Origin of the sequence: Mesorhizobium loti, assembly GCF_003148495.1 — a bacterium.
Taxonomy (GTDB): domain Bacteria; phylum Pseudomonadota; class Alphaproteobacteria; order Rhizobiales; family Rhizobiaceae; genus Mesorhizobium; species Mesorhizobium loti.
In genome coordinates, this window is record NZ_QGGH01000018.1 from 17,279 (window position 1) to 32,864 (window position 15,586).

General features: G+C 64.0%; 15 protein-coding genes and 1 tRNA gene. 11 read left to right on the plus strand and 5 right to left on the minus strand.

Annotation, left to right across the window (positions count from 1 at the left end; translation table 11 throughout):
* The 9 genes from C8D77_RS32855 (at position 1) to C8D77_RS32895 (ending at position 9,277) form a co-directional block, all read left to right on the plus strand.
* Positions 1 to 783 carry a DeoR/GlpR family DNA-binding transcription regulator gene (locus tag C8D77_RS32855; protein WP_109671657.1) on the plus strand — a complete coding sequence of 261 codons (783 nt, stop codon included), beginning with the start codon at positions 1 to 3 and terminating at the stop codon, positions 781 to 783.
* A complete protein-coding gene (locus tag C8D77_RS32860; protein ID WP_109671584.1) occupies positions 780 to 2,159 on the plus strand; it encodes an FGGY-family carbohydrate kinase in 1,380 nt (459 codons plus the stop codon). The genes C8D77_RS32855 and C8D77_RS32860 overlap by 4 nt, the downstream gene beginning before the upstream one ends.
* A complete protein-coding gene (locus tag C8D77_RS32865) occupies positions 2,156 to 3,700 on the plus strand; it encodes a sugar ABC transporter ATP-binding protein (protein ID WP_109671585.1) in 1,545 nt (514 codons plus the stop codon). Before C8D77_RS32860 ends, C8D77_RS32865 begins: the two co-directional genes overlap by 4 nt.
* Positions 3,697 to 4,695, plus strand: a complete 999-nt coding sequence (locus C8D77_RS32870) for an ABC transporter permease subunit (protein WP_109671586.1) — start codon at positions 3,697 to 3,699, stop codon at positions 4,693 to 4,695. The genes C8D77_RS32865 and C8D77_RS32870 overlap by 4 nt, the downstream gene beginning before the upstream one ends.
* A 76-nt stretch (positions 4,696 to 4,771) precedes the next feature.
* Positions 4,772 to 5,710: an ABC transporter substrate-binding protein gene (locus C8D77_RS32875; protein WP_109671587.1), complete on the plus strand. Its 939-nt coding sequence runs from the start codon at positions 4,772 to 4,774 to the stop codon at positions 5,708 to 5,710.
* Positions 5,711 to 5,807: 97 nt separating this feature from the next.
* The gene (locus C8D77_RS32880) at positions 5,808 to 6,701 is read left to right on the plus strand and encodes a sugar phosphate isomerase/epimerase family protein (protein WP_109671658.1); all 894 of its coding nucleotides are present in this window, start codon (positions 5,808 to 5,810) and stop codon (positions 6,699 to 6,701) included.
* Between the two features lie 99 nt (positions 6,702 to 6,800).
* A complete protein-coding gene (locus tag C8D77_RS32885; protein WP_109671588.1) occupies positions 6,801 to 7,154 on the plus strand; it encodes a cupin domain-containing protein in 354 nt (117 codons plus the stop codon).
* Between the two features lie 185 nt (positions 7,155 to 7,339).
* Positions 7,340 to 8,836, plus strand: coding sequence for a multicopper oxidase family protein (locus C8D77_RS32890; protein WP_109671589.1), 1,497 nt, complete (start codon positions 7,340 to 7,342; stop codon positions 8,834 to 8,836).
* Positions 8,837 to 8,842: 6 nt separating this feature from the next.
* The gene (locus tag C8D77_RS32895) at positions 8,843 to 9,277 is read left to right on the plus strand and encodes a YqaA family protein (protein ID WP_109671590.1); all 435 of its coding nucleotides are present in this window, start codon (positions 8,843 to 8,845) and stop codon (positions 9,275 to 9,277) included.
* A 35-nt stretch (positions 9,278 to 9,312) separates the two neighbouring features.
* Here the strand turns inward: C8D77_RS32895 and C8D77_RS32900 are convergent, their stop codons facing one another.
* The 3 genes from C8D77_RS32900 to C8D77_RS32910 all read right to left on the minus strand — a co-directional run bounded on the left by C8D77_RS32900 (position 9,313) and on the right by C8D77_RS32910 (position 11,310).
* Positions 9,313 to 9,873, minus strand: a complete 561-nt coding sequence (locus C8D77_RS32900) for a cytochrome b (protein ID WP_245951945.1) — start codon at positions 9,871 to 9,873, stop codon at positions 9,313 to 9,315.
* Positions 9,874 to 9,984: 111 nt separating this feature from the next.
* Positions 9,985 to 10,061 (minus strand) — tRNA-Arg (locus tag C8D77_RS32905).
* An 85-nt stretch (positions 10,062 to 10,146) separates the two neighbouring features.
* Positions 10,147 to 11,310, minus strand: a complete 1,164-nt coding sequence (locus C8D77_RS32910) for a M20 aminoacylase family protein (RefSeq protein ID WP_109671591.1) — start codon at positions 11,308 to 11,310, stop codon at positions 10,147 to 10,149.
* A gap of 216 nt (positions 11,311 to 11,526) precedes the next feature.
* Between C8D77_RS32910 and C8D77_RS32915 the strand changes: the two genes are divergently transcribed.
* Both C8D77_RS32915 and C8D77_RS32920 read left to right on the plus strand, forming a co-directional pair.
* Complete coding sequence (locus C8D77_RS32915; RefSeq protein WP_109671660.1) at positions 11,527 to 12,690, plus strand: D-alanyl-D-alanine carboxypeptidase family protein; 1,164 nt, start codon at positions 11,527 to 11,529, stop codon at positions 12,688 to 12,690.
* A gap of 89 nt (positions 12,691 to 12,779) precedes the next feature.
* Positions 12,780 to 13,889 carry a CobW family GTP-binding protein gene (locus tag C8D77_RS32920; protein ID WP_109671592.1) on the plus strand — a complete coding sequence of 370 codons (1,110 nt, stop codon included), beginning with the start codon at positions 12,780 to 12,782 and terminating at the stop codon, positions 13,887 to 13,889.
* Positions 13,890 to 13,898: 9 nt separating this feature from the next.
* Here the strand turns inward: C8D77_RS32920 and C8D77_RS32925 are convergent, their stop codons facing one another.
* A complete protein-coding gene (locus C8D77_RS32925) occupies positions 13,899 to 14,135 on the minus strand; it encodes a sulfurtransferase TusA family protein (RefSeq protein WP_109671593.1) in 237 nt (78 codons plus the stop codon).
* Between the two features lie 9 nt (positions 14,136 to 14,144).
* Complete coding sequence (locus C8D77_RS32930; protein WP_109671594.1) at positions 14,145 to 15,443, minus strand: L,D-transpeptidase family protein; 1,299 nt, start codon at positions 15,441 to 15,443, stop codon at positions 14,145 to 14,147.
* Positions 15,444 to 15,586 lie beyond the last annotated feature (143 nt).

Here is a 15,586-nt window from a genome sequence, read left to right on the forward strand (position 1 = left end):
TTGAGCGACTCCGGCCGTCAGCGTCAGATCGTCGAATTGCTGCGGGATCGCCCGTTCGCCTCGGTGCGCGAGCTGCAGGAGCGGCTTGGCGTTTCAGCCGCCACGGTCAGGCGCGATATCGACAGGATCGATGAAGCCGGCGAAGCACGGAAGGTCTATGGCGGCATCTCGGCGCTCGACGGCGCCTCCCAGGCCGGTGTCGCCTATGCCAGGCCCTATGACGAGAACCGCGACCTTGCGGTCGAGGCCAAGCGGCAGATCGCCTCTCTCGCGGCGACCATGGTGCGCGACGGCGATGCGGTCATCGTGCATGGCGGTTCGACCTGCTTCCATCTCGGGGTCAAGCTCGCCGAGCGCAACATCCGGCTCTACACCAACTCGATGCCGCTGGCGGCCTATCTCAGCGACCACGGCCATTGCAGCCTGACGGTTGCCGGCGGCGACCTGCATCGCGAACCCGGCATCATCCATTCGCTCAGCCAAGCCGTGCCCTTCTACGCCTCGAAATTCTTTCTCGGCGCGCAAGGCCTTGGCCAGGAAGGTGTGCTGGAATCGCATCCGCTGCTGGTGCGCTCGATCGTCGACCTAAGCCTTTGCGCCGACCAGATCGTGGTGCTGGCCGACAGCCGCAAACTGTCGATCCATGCACGCAACGTCGCGCTGCCGCTTTCCCGCATCGGGACGCTGGTCACCGATGACGGCCTCTCCGACACCGATGCGCGCATGCTGGAAGATGCCGGCGTCATGGTGCGGATAGCCTCATCCTCGGGAGCCATCCAGTGAAGGTGGCAGTCCTCGATTTCGGCAAGACCAATTCGAAGCTGTTCGTCTTCGGTCAGGACGGGCGCATTCTCGACGAGCGTCGCACGCAGCCGAAATGGGTGCGCCAGGGCGGCTTCAGCGTGCTCGACGAGGCATCGCTCCACGATTGGGCACTCGGTGCTGTAAACGCTGCGGTCGACAGCCACAGCGTTGAGGGGCTGATGGTGTCGGGCCATGGCTGCACCTTCGCCTTGATCGACGAGGCGGCGCTGACGCATCCGATCCTCGACTACGAGCAAGAGCCGCCGGCCGAGATTGCCGCGCGGATCGATCGCCGCATTCCGGATTTTGCCGAGACGTTCTCGCCGCGACTGCCGCTCGGCTTCAACTACGGTCGCCACATGCTGTGGCTGCAGGAGGTCGATCCCGACGCATTCGCGGCGTCGAGATCGATCCTCGGCTATCCGCAATACTGGAGCTGGCGCCTTGGCGGGCGGGCGGTTTCGGAGGTGTCCTATTTTGGCTGCCACTCGCATCTGTGGGCGCCGCGCAGCCAAGACTTTTCCTCGCTGGTCGACGCGCAGGGCTGGCGGGACCGGATGCCTTCCTTCGAGCGCGCCGGCGCCGTGACCGGCGAACGGCGGCTTGGCGGTTCGGCACGGCCGATCGCCATCCACAACGGCGTCCATGACTCGAATGCGGCGCTGCATGCCTATCGCCGGCAGGAACTCGGCCCAGTCACCGTCGTTTCGACCGGCACCTGGGTCATCGTGCTCAATCCGGACTGCCCGCTCGACGCGCTCGACCAGGGCCGCGACATGCTGGTCAATGTCGATGTCGATGGCGGCCCGGTGCCGACCATCCGCTTCATGGGGGGACGCGAATTCGCTGTCATCAGCGACGGCTGGCAAGGCGTGATCGCCCCATCCTCGATCCAGCGGGTGATCGACGCCGGCATCATGGCGCTGCCGAGTTTCGCGCCGGGCGGGCCGATGTCCGGCCAGTCCGGCCGGCTGGTCGGGCGCACGCCCAATGCCGAGGAACGCGCGGCCGTGGCGCTGCTCTATGTCGCGCTGATGGTCGATCTGTCGCTCGACCTGATCCATTCGGACAACACCGTGATCGTCGATGGCGGGCTGAACACGGGCGGCCTGCTCGCCGGGCTGTTGGCGCAATTTCGTCCTGGCCAGGCTTTCCTGCAGGGCGCCACGCTGGAAGGCAGCGCCACGGGCGCCGCGGCGCTCGCCTTTGAGAGCGTCGGGCGCGAATTTGCCGCGGAAGTGCCGGAGCCGGTGCGTGCGTCGCGTTTCACCGGATTGGCCTTCTATCGTGATGACTGGCGTGCGCGGGCCATGGACCGTGGCATCACCGGTGCCGTGGCGGGAGGCGCGCGATGAGTGCGGCCGCCAAGGTCGAGACGACGCGCCAGCCGGTGCTGGAGATGCGGCACATCTCCAAGACGTTCGGCGCTATCCGCGCCTTGCAGGATGTCTCGCTCAGCGTCCATGCCGGCGAGCTGCACGCCTTGATGGGCGAAAACGGCGCCGGCAAGTCGACATTGATGAAGGTGCTTTCAGGCGCCTATCGGCCCGATCCCGGCGGCGAGATCCTGATCGACGGCATGCCCGCCGCGACCGGCGATCCGATCAAGGCGCGCGCCAGCGGCGTCGCGGTGATCTATCAGGAGCTGTCGCTGGCGCCCAATCTGACGGTGGCGCAGAACATTTTCCTCGGCAACGAGCCGCGGCGCTTCGGCATCGTCGACCGCGACCAGTGCACCCGGCGCGCCAGGGAGATCATCGCGCGTCTGGGCGTCTCCTTCTCGGCCCGCGACATGGTCTCCAGCCTGTCGCTTGGCGAGCGCCAGCTGGTCGAGATCGCCCGCGCGCTGTCGACCAATGCGCGCATTATCGTCATGGACGAGCCGACCACGTCGCTGACCTCGCGCGAGACCGACCGGCTGTTCGAGGTCATTGCGACGCTGAAATCGCAAGGCATCGCCATCATCTACATCAGCCACCGCATGGAAGAGGTCTACCAGCTTGCCGACCGCGTCAGCGTGCTGCGCGACAGCGGTTATGTCGGCACGCTCGAGCGCGCCGAGCTCAGCGCCTCGCGCCTCGTCTCGATGATGGTCGGCCGCGATTTGTCTGCCTTCTACAAGAAGGACCATCGGCCGCCGGACGAAAAGCGCGCGGTGGCGCTTTCGGTGCGCGGCATGTCCGACGGCCGTCTCCTGAAGAACTGTTCGTTCGACCTGCACAAGGGCGAGGTGCTGGCGTTGGCGGGCCTGGTCGGCTCCGGCCGCACCGAGCTTGCACGGCTGATCTTCGGCGCCGACAGGCGCACATCAGGCACGCTGGAACTCGACGGCAAGCCTGTAACCATCGGCTCGCCGCGCGAGGCGCTGGATGCCGGCATCGCCTATCTGACCGAGGACCGCAAGGAACTCGGGCTGTTCCTCGACATGTCGATTTCCGACAACATCAGCATGGGCGTGCTGGCGAGGGATTCCCGCGCCGGCGGCTTGCGTGACTTCGCGGCCGCCGAAGGGCGCGCGTCCAAGGCTGTTGCCGATCTCTCCATCCGCACCAGTTCGGTGCAGGCCAATGCCGGTTCGCTGTCGGGCGGCAACCAGCAGAAGGTGCTGCTCGCCCGCCTGCTCGAGACCGAGCCGAAGGTCGTCATTCTCGACGAGCCGACGCGCGGCGTCGATGTCGGGGCGAAGTCGGAAATCTACCGGCTGATCGACAATCTCGCCAAGCAAGGCATCGCCATCCTGATGATCTCCAGCGAACTGCCGGAGGTGATCGGCGTCGCCGACCGCGTGCTGGTGATGCGCGACGGCACGATATCGGGCGAGGTGACGGCATCCGAAGGCCAGCCGCTCAGCCAGGAGAAAATCATGGAACTTGCAACGGGAGCGGCTCAGCAATGACCGACAAGGCGACCGAGATCAGCGCAGGCGGCCAAGCCACCGGCACGAGCCGGCGGTTGCGCACCGCCTTTGCCGCCCTTGGCATGCTGCCGGTCCTGATCCTGCTGGCGGCCGGCTTCCAGTTCATGAACCCGCGCTTCCTGACCGAGACCAATCTGCTGATCGTCACCCAGCAGTCGTCGATCAACATCGTGCTGGCGGCCGGCATGACCTTCGTCATCCTGACCGGCGGCATCGACCTGTCCGTCGGCGCCATCCTTGCCGCATCGGCGATGGTGGCGGTGATGGTGTCGCTGGTGCCGGACTGGGGCCTGCTCGGCGTGCCGGCGGCCATTCTGGTCGGCCTCGGCTTCGGCCTCATCAACGGGCTGCTCATCGCCTACATCAAGCTGCCGCCCTTCATCGTCACGCTGGGTTCGCTGACCGCGGTGCGCGGCGTCGCCCGCCTGCTCGGCCAGGACACGACGGTGTTCAATTCGGACCTGCCGTTCGATTTCATCGGCAACGGTTCGCTGTTTGGCATCCCCTGGCTGGTGATCATCGCGCTGTCGGTCGTCGTGCTGTCCTGGCTGGTGCTCAAGCGCACCGTGCTCGGCACCTGGATCTATGCTGTCGGCGGCAATGCCGAGGCCGCCCGACTGACCGGCATCAAGGTGCCGCTGGTGCTGCTCTTCGTCTATGGCGTTTCCGGCATGCTGGCCGGCCTTGGTGGTGCCATGTCGGCGGCCCGGCTCTACGCCGCCAACGGCCTGCAGCTGGGGCAGTCCTACGAGCTCGACGCCATTGCCGCGGTCATTCTCGGCGGCACCAGCTTCGTCGGCGGCGTCGGCTCGATCTGGGGCACGCTGATCGGCGGCCTGATCATCGCGGTGCTCTCCAACGGGCTCATCTTGGCCGGTGTCTCGGACATCTGGCAGTACATCATCAAGGGATTGGTCATCATCGTGGCGGTCGCCCTCGACCGCTACAGGCTCCAGGCAGGAGCAAGAACGTGATTGACCTTAGTCGCCGGCGTAAACGACCGGTTTGTGTAACGCACCGTGAGAGGCGCGGGGCAATCGGAGGAAAGCAATGAAGACCATCGCCAAACTGCTCTGCGGCGCCGCACTCGCGTCGCTCGCCATCGCGCCTGCTTCGGCCAAGGACCTCAACAAGGTCGGCATCTCGGTCGGCCTGCTCGGCAACCCCTTCTTCGTCGCCACCATCAAGGGCATCGAGGACGCGGCCAAGAAGATCAACCCGAAGGTCGAGGTGACCTCGGTGTCGGCCGACTATGACCTCAACAAGCAGGTCTCGCAGGTCGATTCGTTCATCGCTGCCGGCGTCGACGTGATCATGCTCAATGCCGTCGACGCCAAGGCGATCGCACCGGCGGTGAAGAAGGCGCAAGCCGCGGGCATCGTCGTTGCTGCCTTCGACGTTTCAGCGCCGGGCGCCGACGTCACGGTGATGACCAACAACGTCAAGGCTGGCGAAGAGGCCTGCCAGTACCTGGTCGACCATACCGGCGGCAAGGGCGGCTACGTCATTCTCAACGGGCCGGCATCGTCGTCGATCCTGGAGCGGGTGAAGGGCTGCAAGAACGTGCTGGCACAGCATCCGGACATCAAGATCCTCTCCGACGACCAGAATGCCGAAGGTTCGCGCGACGGCGGCCTGAAGGTGTTCCAGTCGCTGCTCACCCGCTTCGACAAGATCGACGCGGTGTTCGCCATCAATGATCCGACGGCGATCGGCGCCCAGCTCGCCGCCAAGCAGCTCAACCGCGCGGAGTTCATCTTCACCGCTGTCGACGGCGCGCCGGATATCGAGAAGGAACTCTCCTCCGGCACCTCGATGATCAAGGCTTCGGCGTCGCAGGATCCTTATGTGATGGCCGGCCAGTCGCTGACGATGGCGGCTGAATTGCTGGCTGGCAAGAAGCCGGCGGAGCCGACCGTGCTGCTCGACCCGAAGCTGATCACGGCCGAGAACCTGAAGGACTACAAGGGCTGGACCGCGGCCCGCTAAACGTCCCTCAGCAGCGTGCGGCCGGGATCACCGGCCGCACGTTTTGTCCAAGCATCGGCTCGCTTATGGGTCCGATGCGCAGAAGCCGGAGACGATGATGTCGCGCATTGGAATCCATTCTTTCGTCTGGTCGGCGAGCTCGGCGCAGGCCGATCTCGAGCGGACGTTGGCCAACACCAAAGAGGCCGGCTTCGACCTCATCGAATTCTCTTATCTCGACCCGGCCGATGTCGACATCAGTGGGCTCGCCAGGCGCATCGCCGATCTCGGCCTCGGCGTCGCGATCAGCATCGGATTGCCTGGTGATGGCGACATTTCGAGCGCCGACAAAGCGATTGCCGCGCGCGGCGTCGAGATACTCAACGACACCATAGCGCTGACGCGCGACCTGGGCGGCCAGAAGATTGGCGGCATTCTCTCGACCAGCCACGGACTGCAGACGCTGGCGCCGACGCGCGATCAATGGCAGCGCAGCGCCGGCACGCTGGCCAAGGTCGCCGAGACGGCCAAGGCGGCCGGCGTCACGCTTAACCTCGAGATCGTCAACCGCTTCGAAAGCAATCTGCTCAACACCGCCGCTCAAGGGCTGGCGTTCATCGAGGATACGGGCTCGGACAACATCTTCTTGCATCTCGATACTTTCCACATGAACATCGAGGAGGCCGATGTCGGGCTGGCCATCCGGCATGCCGCAAGCAAGATCGGCTACGTCCATATCGGCGAGAGCCACCGCGGTTTCCTCGGCACCGGCAATATCGACTTCGCCGCGATCTTCGATGCGCTGACGGCTATCGGCTACAGCGACGACCTCAGCTTCGAATCCTTCTCGTCGGAGATTGTCGATGAGAACCTGTCTAAGAAAACCGCCATCTGGCGCAATCTATGGACAGACAATCTGGCGCTCGCCAAACACGCGCGCGCCTTCATCGGGCTTGGGCTGGAGACGGCGCGGCGCAAGGCCGAGCTTGTTTCTGCGCGGCACAAACCGTAGCCCCCGAGCTGGATGGCGGCATTGCCCACGGCAGGGGCATCGGCTATCTGACCGTCCAGGCACATAACGCCGGCACAACGACTAGACGGAGCCCAGGACATGACACGCAACACGATCCTCAAATTCGGCGCCGTCGAAAACGCGGAAGCCGGCGATCTGGCCGGCTGGGTCGTGGTCGAGGGCAAGCCGACCATGAAAACCGCCGTCCAGCACACGACCGAGGACGGCAAGGTGCTGTCGGGCACCTGGCAGGCGACGCCCGGCACGTATCACGCGACCTACACCGACTATGAGTTCGTGCACATGATCGCCGGCCGCATCATCATCACGCCGGACGGCGGCGCCCCGGTCGAAGTCGGCCCCGGCGACGCCTTCGTGGTGGAAGCCGATTTCAAGGGAACCTGGAAGATCATCGAGCCGGTGACGAAGCATTTTGTCGTTAGGGTTGGCTGAACGGGCTGATCGCGTGGGCCGCTGTCGGTCGGCGCCCATGGCGGGTCTTTGGCGCGATGGTTGCCTTTCCAGCGGCCATGATGCCAGGCCGATCAGGCGGCCTAAACGCCGCATTGACCTGGTTGGGCTTCGGCAGTCTTCTTAGGATCGCCCCTGGCGTTCATGGCTGATCGAGGAGACGACAGATGCATCGACGTGGTTTTCTGGCGGCAGGTCTTGCCACGGTTCTCGTGAGCCCCCGCGCCATCGCCCAGATGAAGATGGACGACATGCCCGGCATGGATATGGGCCACGACATGGGGGCGGCGCCAAAAAGCGCAGCCATGCTGCCTGAGGGCGAGGCATTGCGCGAGTTGCCGCTGCTGGCCAGTGAAACCGGCACTGCCGGGCTGTTCAAGGCTAAGCTCACGGCCCAGTCCGCCACGGTGCGTTTTGCGGAAGGGCTGGACACGCCGATCCTCGGCTACAACGGCACCAGCCCCGGGCCGCTGATCGAGGCGGTCGAAGGCGACCGCATCGAGATCACCTTCGCCAACCGGATTGCGGGCGAGGCAAGCACCATCCATTGGCACGGCATGCCGGTGCCGGCCGACCAGGACGGCAATCCGATGGATCCGGTCGCGGCAGGCACCGATCGCACCTACAGCTTCGACCTGCCGGAAGGCAGCGCCGGTTCCTACTGGTATCACCCGCATCCGCACGGCAAGACGGCCGAGCAGGTCTATCGCGGCCTTGCCGGCGCGTTCGTGGTCAAGCCGAAGGCCGATCCGATCCCGGCCGCCTATGGCGACACCGTGCTGATGTTCACCGACCTACGCCTCGCGGCCGATGGCACCTTGCCCGACAACACGATGACGGACCTGATGAACGGGCGCGTCGGCGACCATGTGCTGGTCAACGGACAGAAGAATCCCACGCTGACGGTCCGCTTTGGCACGAAGCGGCGTTTCCGGTTCTACAATGCGACCAACGCACGCTTTTTGCGGCTCTCCTTCGATGGCGCGCCGATGACGATCATCGGAACGGATGGCGGTCTGCTGGAGACGCCAGTCGCGGTCGACGACATCCTGCTCAGCCCGGCGGAACGGCTTGAACTGATTGTCTCCTTCGACAGGCCTGGCGCGGCCATGCTTACCACGCTCGACTATGACCGCGGCTGGATGGGCCCTGGGCGGCCTGCCGATGCTGGACTGACGCTGCTGACGGTCAATGTCTCGCAGACTCAGGCGGACCCCGTTCCGCCATTGCCCGACCGGCTGCGGCCGATCGTGCAACTCGGCGCTCCTGCCGTCAGCCGCCGCTTCGTCTTTACCGAAACCATGACCATGAACGCCAGCGGCATGGAGATGGGGTTCCTGATCAACGGCGCTGCTTTCGACATGAAGCGCACCGACGTCGTCGCCAAGGCTGGACAGGTCGAACTCTGGGAGATCGTCAACAAGGCGGACATGGATCATCCATTCCATGTGCATGGAACGCAGTTCCAGGTGGTCGAGCACGAACGCGGCGGCAAGATATCAAAGCCGGCCTATCGCGCCTGGAAAGATACCGTCAATGTCGCGCGCGGAGAGACGGTGCGGCTGCTGTTGCGGCAGGACCGGCCGGGGCCGAGGATGTATCACTGCCACATCCTCGAGCACGAGCAGCTCGGTATGATGGGCATTGTCGACGTGCAGGCCTAGTCCGGCGTGATGGCACTCTATGGCGCGCTGTTCATCAGCGCGTTCTTCGCCGCAACCGTGCTGCCGATCTCGTCGGAGGCGGTGCTCGCTGGCCTGATCGTCTCGGGCCGCGGTGATCCTTGGCTGCTCCTTGCGGTCGCCACGATCGGCAACACGCTCGGCTCCGTGGTGAACTGGATTCTGGGGCGTGGCATTGACACGCTGCGGACCAGACGCTGGTTTCCTGTAAGTCCTGAGCGCTATGAGCAGGCAAGCCGGACGTTCCGACGCTTTGGCGAATGGACGCTGCTGTTTGCCTGGCTGCCGGTGGTCGGAGATGCTTTCACCATTGCGGCTGGCGCGGCACGTGTGAACCTTGGCGTGTTCGTTGCTCTTGTCGCAATAGGCAAGGCCGCGCGCTATGCGGTGATCGTCGCGGGAGGATTGTGGGCGATGGCGTGAGCAGCCGTCTCATCGTCGACCGCAAGCGGCATTTTCTATTCCCGCGAGTCGATGTTCGACCGGCTGAAGAACATGCTTCGCATGACACCATCGCGCAACAGCACGAAATGCACCATGGCGGCCAGGATGTGAACAGCGGTAAGTCCAAGCAATACCCAGACCAGCTTTGCATGGATGAGCGCGAACCCCCTTGCCGACAGCGTGCCAACGGATGGCGCCAACGGCACAGGCAAGTTTCCGAAAAGCCGTGCGGGAGGCATGAAAGGCATTGGCCGGTAGCCCAGCCATCCCGTTATCAGGACGGCGAGGATCGCAACGTAGAGAAACATGTGGAAGAAAACCGTCGCAAACCGCATGAACCGTGGGGTTTGCCTGACAGGGGCCCGGGTGAAGATGCGCCAGCAAAGCCTGAGGACGATGACAGCAAGGATCGTCACGCCGACCGACATGTGAAACGGAAGCCAGTTCATTGTCGCCATGCCCGGCCTGTCCATCGGTCTCAAGGCAATGGCGATTTGCGCAGCGAGCGCGACCACGGTCAGCCAATGCAGCAGACGAATGCCGAAATGCCAGCGCAGGCGAGGATTCTCTTTCACATCCGAGGCCCGGCTGTTGTCAAATGCGCGAACGAGGGCGTGATGGTTCATCCACTCCAACGGGCCCAGTTTCGCAAAAAGTATGGCGGCTCGCTAAGCCTTTGAAATGCATGGTGATCCCGACAGGAATCGAACCTGTGACCTACAGATTAGGAATCTGCCGCTCTATCCTACTGAGCTACGGGACCACGCGGCCCGACACATAGCCGCTTCGGATCGTTTCGCCAAGAGGCTGGCCGAAGGCAATTCGGCCAGCCCTTTGTGCTGATGCTATCAGGCCGCCAGCGCGGTTTCCGCCAGTTTCACCCAGTAGCTCATGCCGTGCGGGATGACCTCGTCGTTGAAGTCGTAGGCGGGATGGTGGAGGCCGGCGGTGTCGCCATTGCCGATGAAGATGAAGGCGCCGGGGCGGGCTTCCAGCATATAGGAAAAATCCTCGCCGCCCATCACCGGCTGGATGCCGCGGTGGACATGGGCGTCGCCGGCGACGCCGGCCGCGACATCGCTGGCGAAAACCGTTTCTTCCGCGTGGTTGAAGGTCACGGGGTAGTTCGCCTGGTAGTCGACCTCGATCTTGGCGCCGAACGCGGTCGCCAGCCCGTCGCAGATGGTGCGGATGCGCTCTTCCGACCTCTTGGCGATTTCCTTGCGCAAGGTGCGCACGGTGCCGGCGATTTCAGCGGTTTCCGGGATGATGTTGTAGGCATCGCCGGCGTGGAACTTGGTCACCGACACCACCACGGCCTCGACCGGATCGGTGCTGCGCGAGGCGATCGTCTGCAAGGCGCCGACCAGCTGGCTGGTGATGACGATCGGGTCGATCGTGCCGTGCGGCATCGCCGCATGGCCGCCCTTGCCGCGCACGGTGATGGTGAACTCGGCCGTCGCCGCCATGATCGGGCCCGGGCGGATGGCGAACTGCCCGACAGGCAGGCCCGGCATGTTGTGCATGCCGAACACTTTGGAAATGTCGAAACGCTCCATCATGCCGTCCTTGACCATCTCGTTGCCGCCGCCGCCGCCTTCCTCCGCCGGCTGGAAGATCACCGCCACCGAGCCGGTGAAGTTGCGTGTCTCGGCGAGATATTTCGCGGCACCAAGCAGCATCGCCGTGTGGCCGTCATGGCCGCAGGCATGCATCTTGCCGGGGATGGTCGAGGCGTAGGACTTGCCTGATATCTCGTTGAGCGGCAGCGCGTCCATGTCGGCGCGCAGGCCGATGGTCGGGCCTTCGCCCTGGCGGCCGCGGATGATGCCAACCACGCCGGTCTTGCCGAGGCCGGTGACCACGTCGTCGCAGCCGAAGGCTTTCAGCTTCTCGGTAACGAACGCAGCGGTCTTGAAGACATCGAAGTTCAGTTCTGGCGTCTGGTGCAGATGCTGGCGCCAGCCGGCAACTTCGTCCTGCATTTCGGCGGCACGGTTTAGGATTGGCATGATGGTTCCATCTCGCTGTTGGGACAGGCGGGTGTTGTCCGCTGCCTTGCAATTGTGATCGCCAGGCACTTTGCCATGTTGGCGTCACATAGAGTAAATAGCACCGCAACAATACGGTCCGGTTTTTGAGGGTCGGACCTATCATGCTGGCGATCGCGTAACGAAATCTTACGGAGCCAGGGGCGACTACGGCAAGAGGCGATTTCGGATTTGATCATGCGGCACAGGCATTTCCTCAAACTATTCTCGGCTGGCACAATCGCGCTGTCGGTCGTGGCCGGGCCGGCGCTGGCGAATCCGGTGGTTGTGTTCGACCTCAGCAGCGGCAAGATCCTGCAGCATCAGGATGCGTTCAAGCGCTGGTATCCGGCGTCGCTGAGCAAGCTGATGACCGCTTATGTGACCTTTCGGGCGCTTGCGGCCGGCGAGGTGCAGCTTGATTCGCCGATCAAGGTGACCAAACACTCCGCCGCCGAGCCGCCAAGCAAGATGGGTTTCAAGCCGGGTTCGGTGATGCGGCTCGACAATGCGCTGAAGATGATGCTGGTCAAATCAGCCAACGACATCGCCATGGCCGTCGGCGAAAATGTCGGCGGTTCGCAGGCAGCCTTTGCCGAGCGGATGAATGCCGAGGCGACCCGGCTCGGCATGAATGGCACGCATTTCGTCAATCCGAACGGGCTCTATTCGCCGGACCAGTACACGACGGCGCGCGACCTCGCCGTGCTGGTGATGGCGATCCGCCGCGAATTTCCGCAATATGTGCCGTGGTTCTCGATTGAAGGCCTTGCCGTCGGCAAGAAGGCGATTCCCAACTACAATCTCTTGATCGGTCGTTATCCCGGCGCCGATGGCATGAAGACTGGCTTTGTCTGCCCCTCCGGCTTCAACATGATCGGCTCGGCGACCCGCAACGGGCGCACGCTGGTCGCGGTCGTGCTTGGCGAGAAATCGGCGGTCACCCGCGCTGAGACTGCCGCAAAACTGCTCGACCAGGGTTTTGACACGCCTGCCGCCGGCTCGGCCACCGTCACCACGCTGGCGCCCTACGGCGATCTGGTCTCGCCAAACGACATGCATGACGAGGTCTGCAAGAAGAAGACGCCGCAGGAGCAGTCCGAGGCACCACCGGTCGTTGCCAAGGACGTGCCGAAATCGCCCTATCAGGAAAAGCTCGACCATGTGCCGACGCTGGTTGCCGTCGGCCTCGGCGGCGCCACAGGTCCGGCGCCGAAGGCCATGCTCGACCAGGGTGCGCAGGAATATACCGACGTGCCGATCCCGAGCTGGCGGCCCGACAGACCGGCGCCGGCAGGCACCGGCCCGAAGATTGCCGGCTCCGCCGCGCAAGGCGACCAGCCGGCCAAGGTTGCGAACTAGAGCATGATCCCGAACCGAAGGTCCGCGTCAGCGAAACTTGGATACCGGTTTTCGCTGGAGATCGTGCTCAAACAGACAGATAGAGTTCGATGAACGGCTTCCCGATCCCCGTCTCGGTGCTGACCGGTTTCCTCGGCGCTGGCAAGACGACGCTGCTCAACCGGCTGCTCAAGGATCCGGTGCTGGCCGACACGGCGGTCATCATCAACGAGTTCGGCGAGGTGGCGATCGACCATCTGCTGGTCGAGCAGTCTTCCGACGGCATCATCCAGCTTTCCGACGGCTGCCTGTGCTGCACGGTGCGCGGCGAGCTGGTCGATACGCTGGCCGATCTGGTCGACCGGCTGCAGACCGGCCGCATCGCCCGTCTTGCCCGCGTCATCGTCGAGACCACGGGGCTGGCCGACCCGGCGCCGGTGCTGCAGTCGATCATGGCGCATCCCGCACTTGTCCAGGCCTTCCGGCTCGACGGTGTCATCACGCTGGTCGATGCGGTCAATGGCAACGCCACGCTCGACGCCCATGTCGAGGCGGTCAAACAGGTCGCCGTCGCCGACCGCATCGTGCTCAGCAAAGCCGATCTGGTCACCGACCCCGGCGATCTGGAAACGCTGCGGGCACGCCTGCGGCAGATCAATCCGGGCGCCGAACTGCTCGATGTCGCCGACACGGGGACAGGCGTGGCGGCGCTGTTTGATTGCGGCCTCTACAACCCGGCGACGAAATCCGCCGATGTGCGGCGCTGGCTTGGCGAGGAAGCGGCGCATGATCACGACCACCATCATCATGACCATGATCACGAACATGGCCATGACCATGGTCATCGCCACGATCAGCGTGTGCGCTCCTATTCGCTGGTGCATGACGGCCCGGTGCCATTTTCGACCATCGAGATGTTCCTCGACTTGCTGCGTTCGACACATGGCGAGCATCTGCTGCGGATGAAGGGCGTCATCGAACTCAGGGAAGACCCGTCGCGGCCGCTGGTGATCCATGGCGTGCAGAAAATCCTGCATCCGCCGGTGCAATTGTCGTCCTGGCCCGACGGCCAGCGCGGCACGCGGCTGGTGCTGATCACGCTCGACATGCCGGAAGATTATATCCGCCGGCTGTTTGCCGCCTTCACCAACCGGCCGTCGATCGACACGCCCGATCGCGAGGCGCTGGAAAACAATCCGCTGGCCATCGCCGGACGTTGAACTCTACGATTACGACACGCCGCGCTCGACCAGAAAGCGGTGGCCGCCCGAGACCGCCGCCGTTTCAATCAACTGGTGGCCGCTGTCGAAGCAGAAGGCCGGAATATCGATGACGGCGAGCGGGTCGGTGGTCTCTAACCACAGCCGGTTGCCTGGCTGCATCCCGGCCAGGCGCTTCTTAGCCTTGAGCACGGGCAAGGGACAGTTCAGTCCCTTGAGGTCATAGACAGCGGCGCGGTCAGCCACGAGTGAAAATCAACCGCCGAACATGCCGAGCAGCTTGTTCTTCAGCTTCGTCACCCTGCTCTCGTCGGCACTTGCTGCTTGCGTTTCGGCCACTGGCGCGGCTTCGGAAGGGGCCGCGATGGTCGCGGTGGCGACAGGGGCTTCCTTGGCGGCCTTCTCGGCCTCCTTTTCAGCCAGAGCCTGAGCCTTGGCGGCTTCCTTGGCTTGCTTGGCCGCCTCTATGGCAGCCAGCCTCTGCTCCTCGGCCTTCTGCTTGGCGGCCTTTTCGGCGTCGAGGGCGGCCATCTTGCGGCCGGCAGGCGAATCGATGCGGCCCATGCGCGCCGTCTCGGTCACCGAGCCATCGTTGTTGAGCGACGGCGGATCGATCGGCACGCGCTCGCCGCGCGCCCGGCGCTTGGACCAGTCGGAGACGATGCTGGCTTCCTTGATGCCGGCGATGGTCGGCTTGGGTGGGGGCACGCTGGCCTTGACCGCGCCGTTGAACGCCGCGTCATAGGTGCTCATGTAGGAATTGTAGGCACTTTTCAGCGAATCAGGCTGCGTCGACGCCGGGCAGGCGCCGGTCGGGTTGAATGTCTCACCGTCGGCGGCGACCTGGTTGAAGACATAGCGCTTTTCGCAGACATCGACTTTCGGCGGCACCTTGGTGATCTCGAAATTGTCGTAGCCGACCTTCAGCATCTTCCAGAACTCGTAATTCGGGTCATTGCGATAGCGCGCCATGTTGGCGGCGGTCATGCGGAATGGAAAGGCCTCGACCTGGAACTCGGTCTGCCCGCCCTGAAAGGCGTCGCGGCCAAAGGCATAGATCTGCTCGATCTGCGCATCGGTCATCGAATAGCAGCCCGACGACGAGCAAGCGCCGTGCACCATCAGGTTCTGACCGGTGCGGCCATTGGCGCGGTCATAGGCATTGGGAAAGCCGATGTTGAAGGACAGATGGTAGTTCGAGCGCGGATTCATCTGCGACGGCCGCACCGTGTAGAAGCCTTCCGGCGCCTGGCGGTCGCCCTCGGTGTATTTCGGCCCGAGCTTGCCCGACCATTTGCAGATGTCGTAGCTCGCCACCATGTCGTAGCGGCCGTTGGTCTTGGCCTTCCAGATCTCGAGCTTGCCCTCTTCCTTGAAGATGCGGGCCATCACCGATGAGGTGCGGACCATGCCCTTGGCTCTCATGTCGGCGAGGATCTTGTCGGGCAGCGGCTTGTTGGCCTCCGGGGCAAAATCCTTCATCGACGAATTGTTACACCCGGCAACGCCGAGGGCAGCGATCAGGATTCCGGTGCGGGCAAGCTTGACAAACATGGCTGCGGATATCGTCTTTTCTCTGGCGCCGGACGTTTCTTTGCCCCGGCTACTGCACTGCGCATCGACGGACCCTAAGCCCGTTAACCTTGAAAATTCCTTACCGCAAGTGTCGACGCGTCCCCTGACGGCAATCCCATTGA

Excerpts from the sequence above, each read along its gene's own strand:
- C8D77_RS32865 (WP_109671585.1), top strand. The coding sequence starts at position 2,156 with ATGAGTGCGGCCGCCAAGGTCGAGACGACGCGCCAGCCGGTGCTGGAG.
- C8D77_RS32915 (WP_109671660.1), top strand. The coding sequence starts at position 11,527 with ATGCGGCACAGGCATTTCCTCAAACTATTCTCGGCTGGCACAATCGCG.
- C8D77_RS32920 (WP_109671592.1), top strand. The coding sequence starts at position 12,780 with ATGAACGGCTTCCCGATCCCCGTCTCGGTGCTGACCGGTTTCCTCGGC.
- C8D77_RS32930 (WP_109671594.1), bottom strand. The coding sequence starts at position 15,443 with ATGTTTGTCAAGCTTGCCCGCACCGGAATCCTGATCGCTGCCCTCGGC.
- C8D77_RS32890 (WP_109671589.1), top strand. The coding sequence starts at position 7,340 with ATGCATCGACGTGGTTTTCTGGCGGCAGGTCTTGCCACGGTTCTCGTG.
- C8D77_RS32870 (WP_109671586.1), top strand. The coding sequence starts at position 3,697 with ATGACCGACAAGGCGACCGAGATCAGCGCAGGCGGCCAAGCCACCGGC.
- C8D77_RS32910 (WP_109671591.1), bottom strand. The coding sequence starts at position 11,310 with ATGCCAATCCTAAACCGTGCCGCCGAAATGCAGGACGAAGTTGCCGGC.
- C8D77_RS32875 (WP_109671587.1), top strand. The coding sequence starts at position 4,772 with ATGAAGACCATCGCCAAACTGCTCTGCGGCGCCGCACTCGCGTCGCTC.
- C8D77_RS32885 (WP_109671588.1), top strand. The coding sequence starts at position 6,801 with ATGACACGCAACACGATCCTCAAATTCGGCGCCGTCGAAAACGCGGAA.
- C8D77_RS32880 (WP_109671658.1), top strand. The coding sequence starts at position 5,808 with ATGTCGCGCATTGGAATCCATTCTTTCGTCTGGTCGGCGAGCTCGGCG.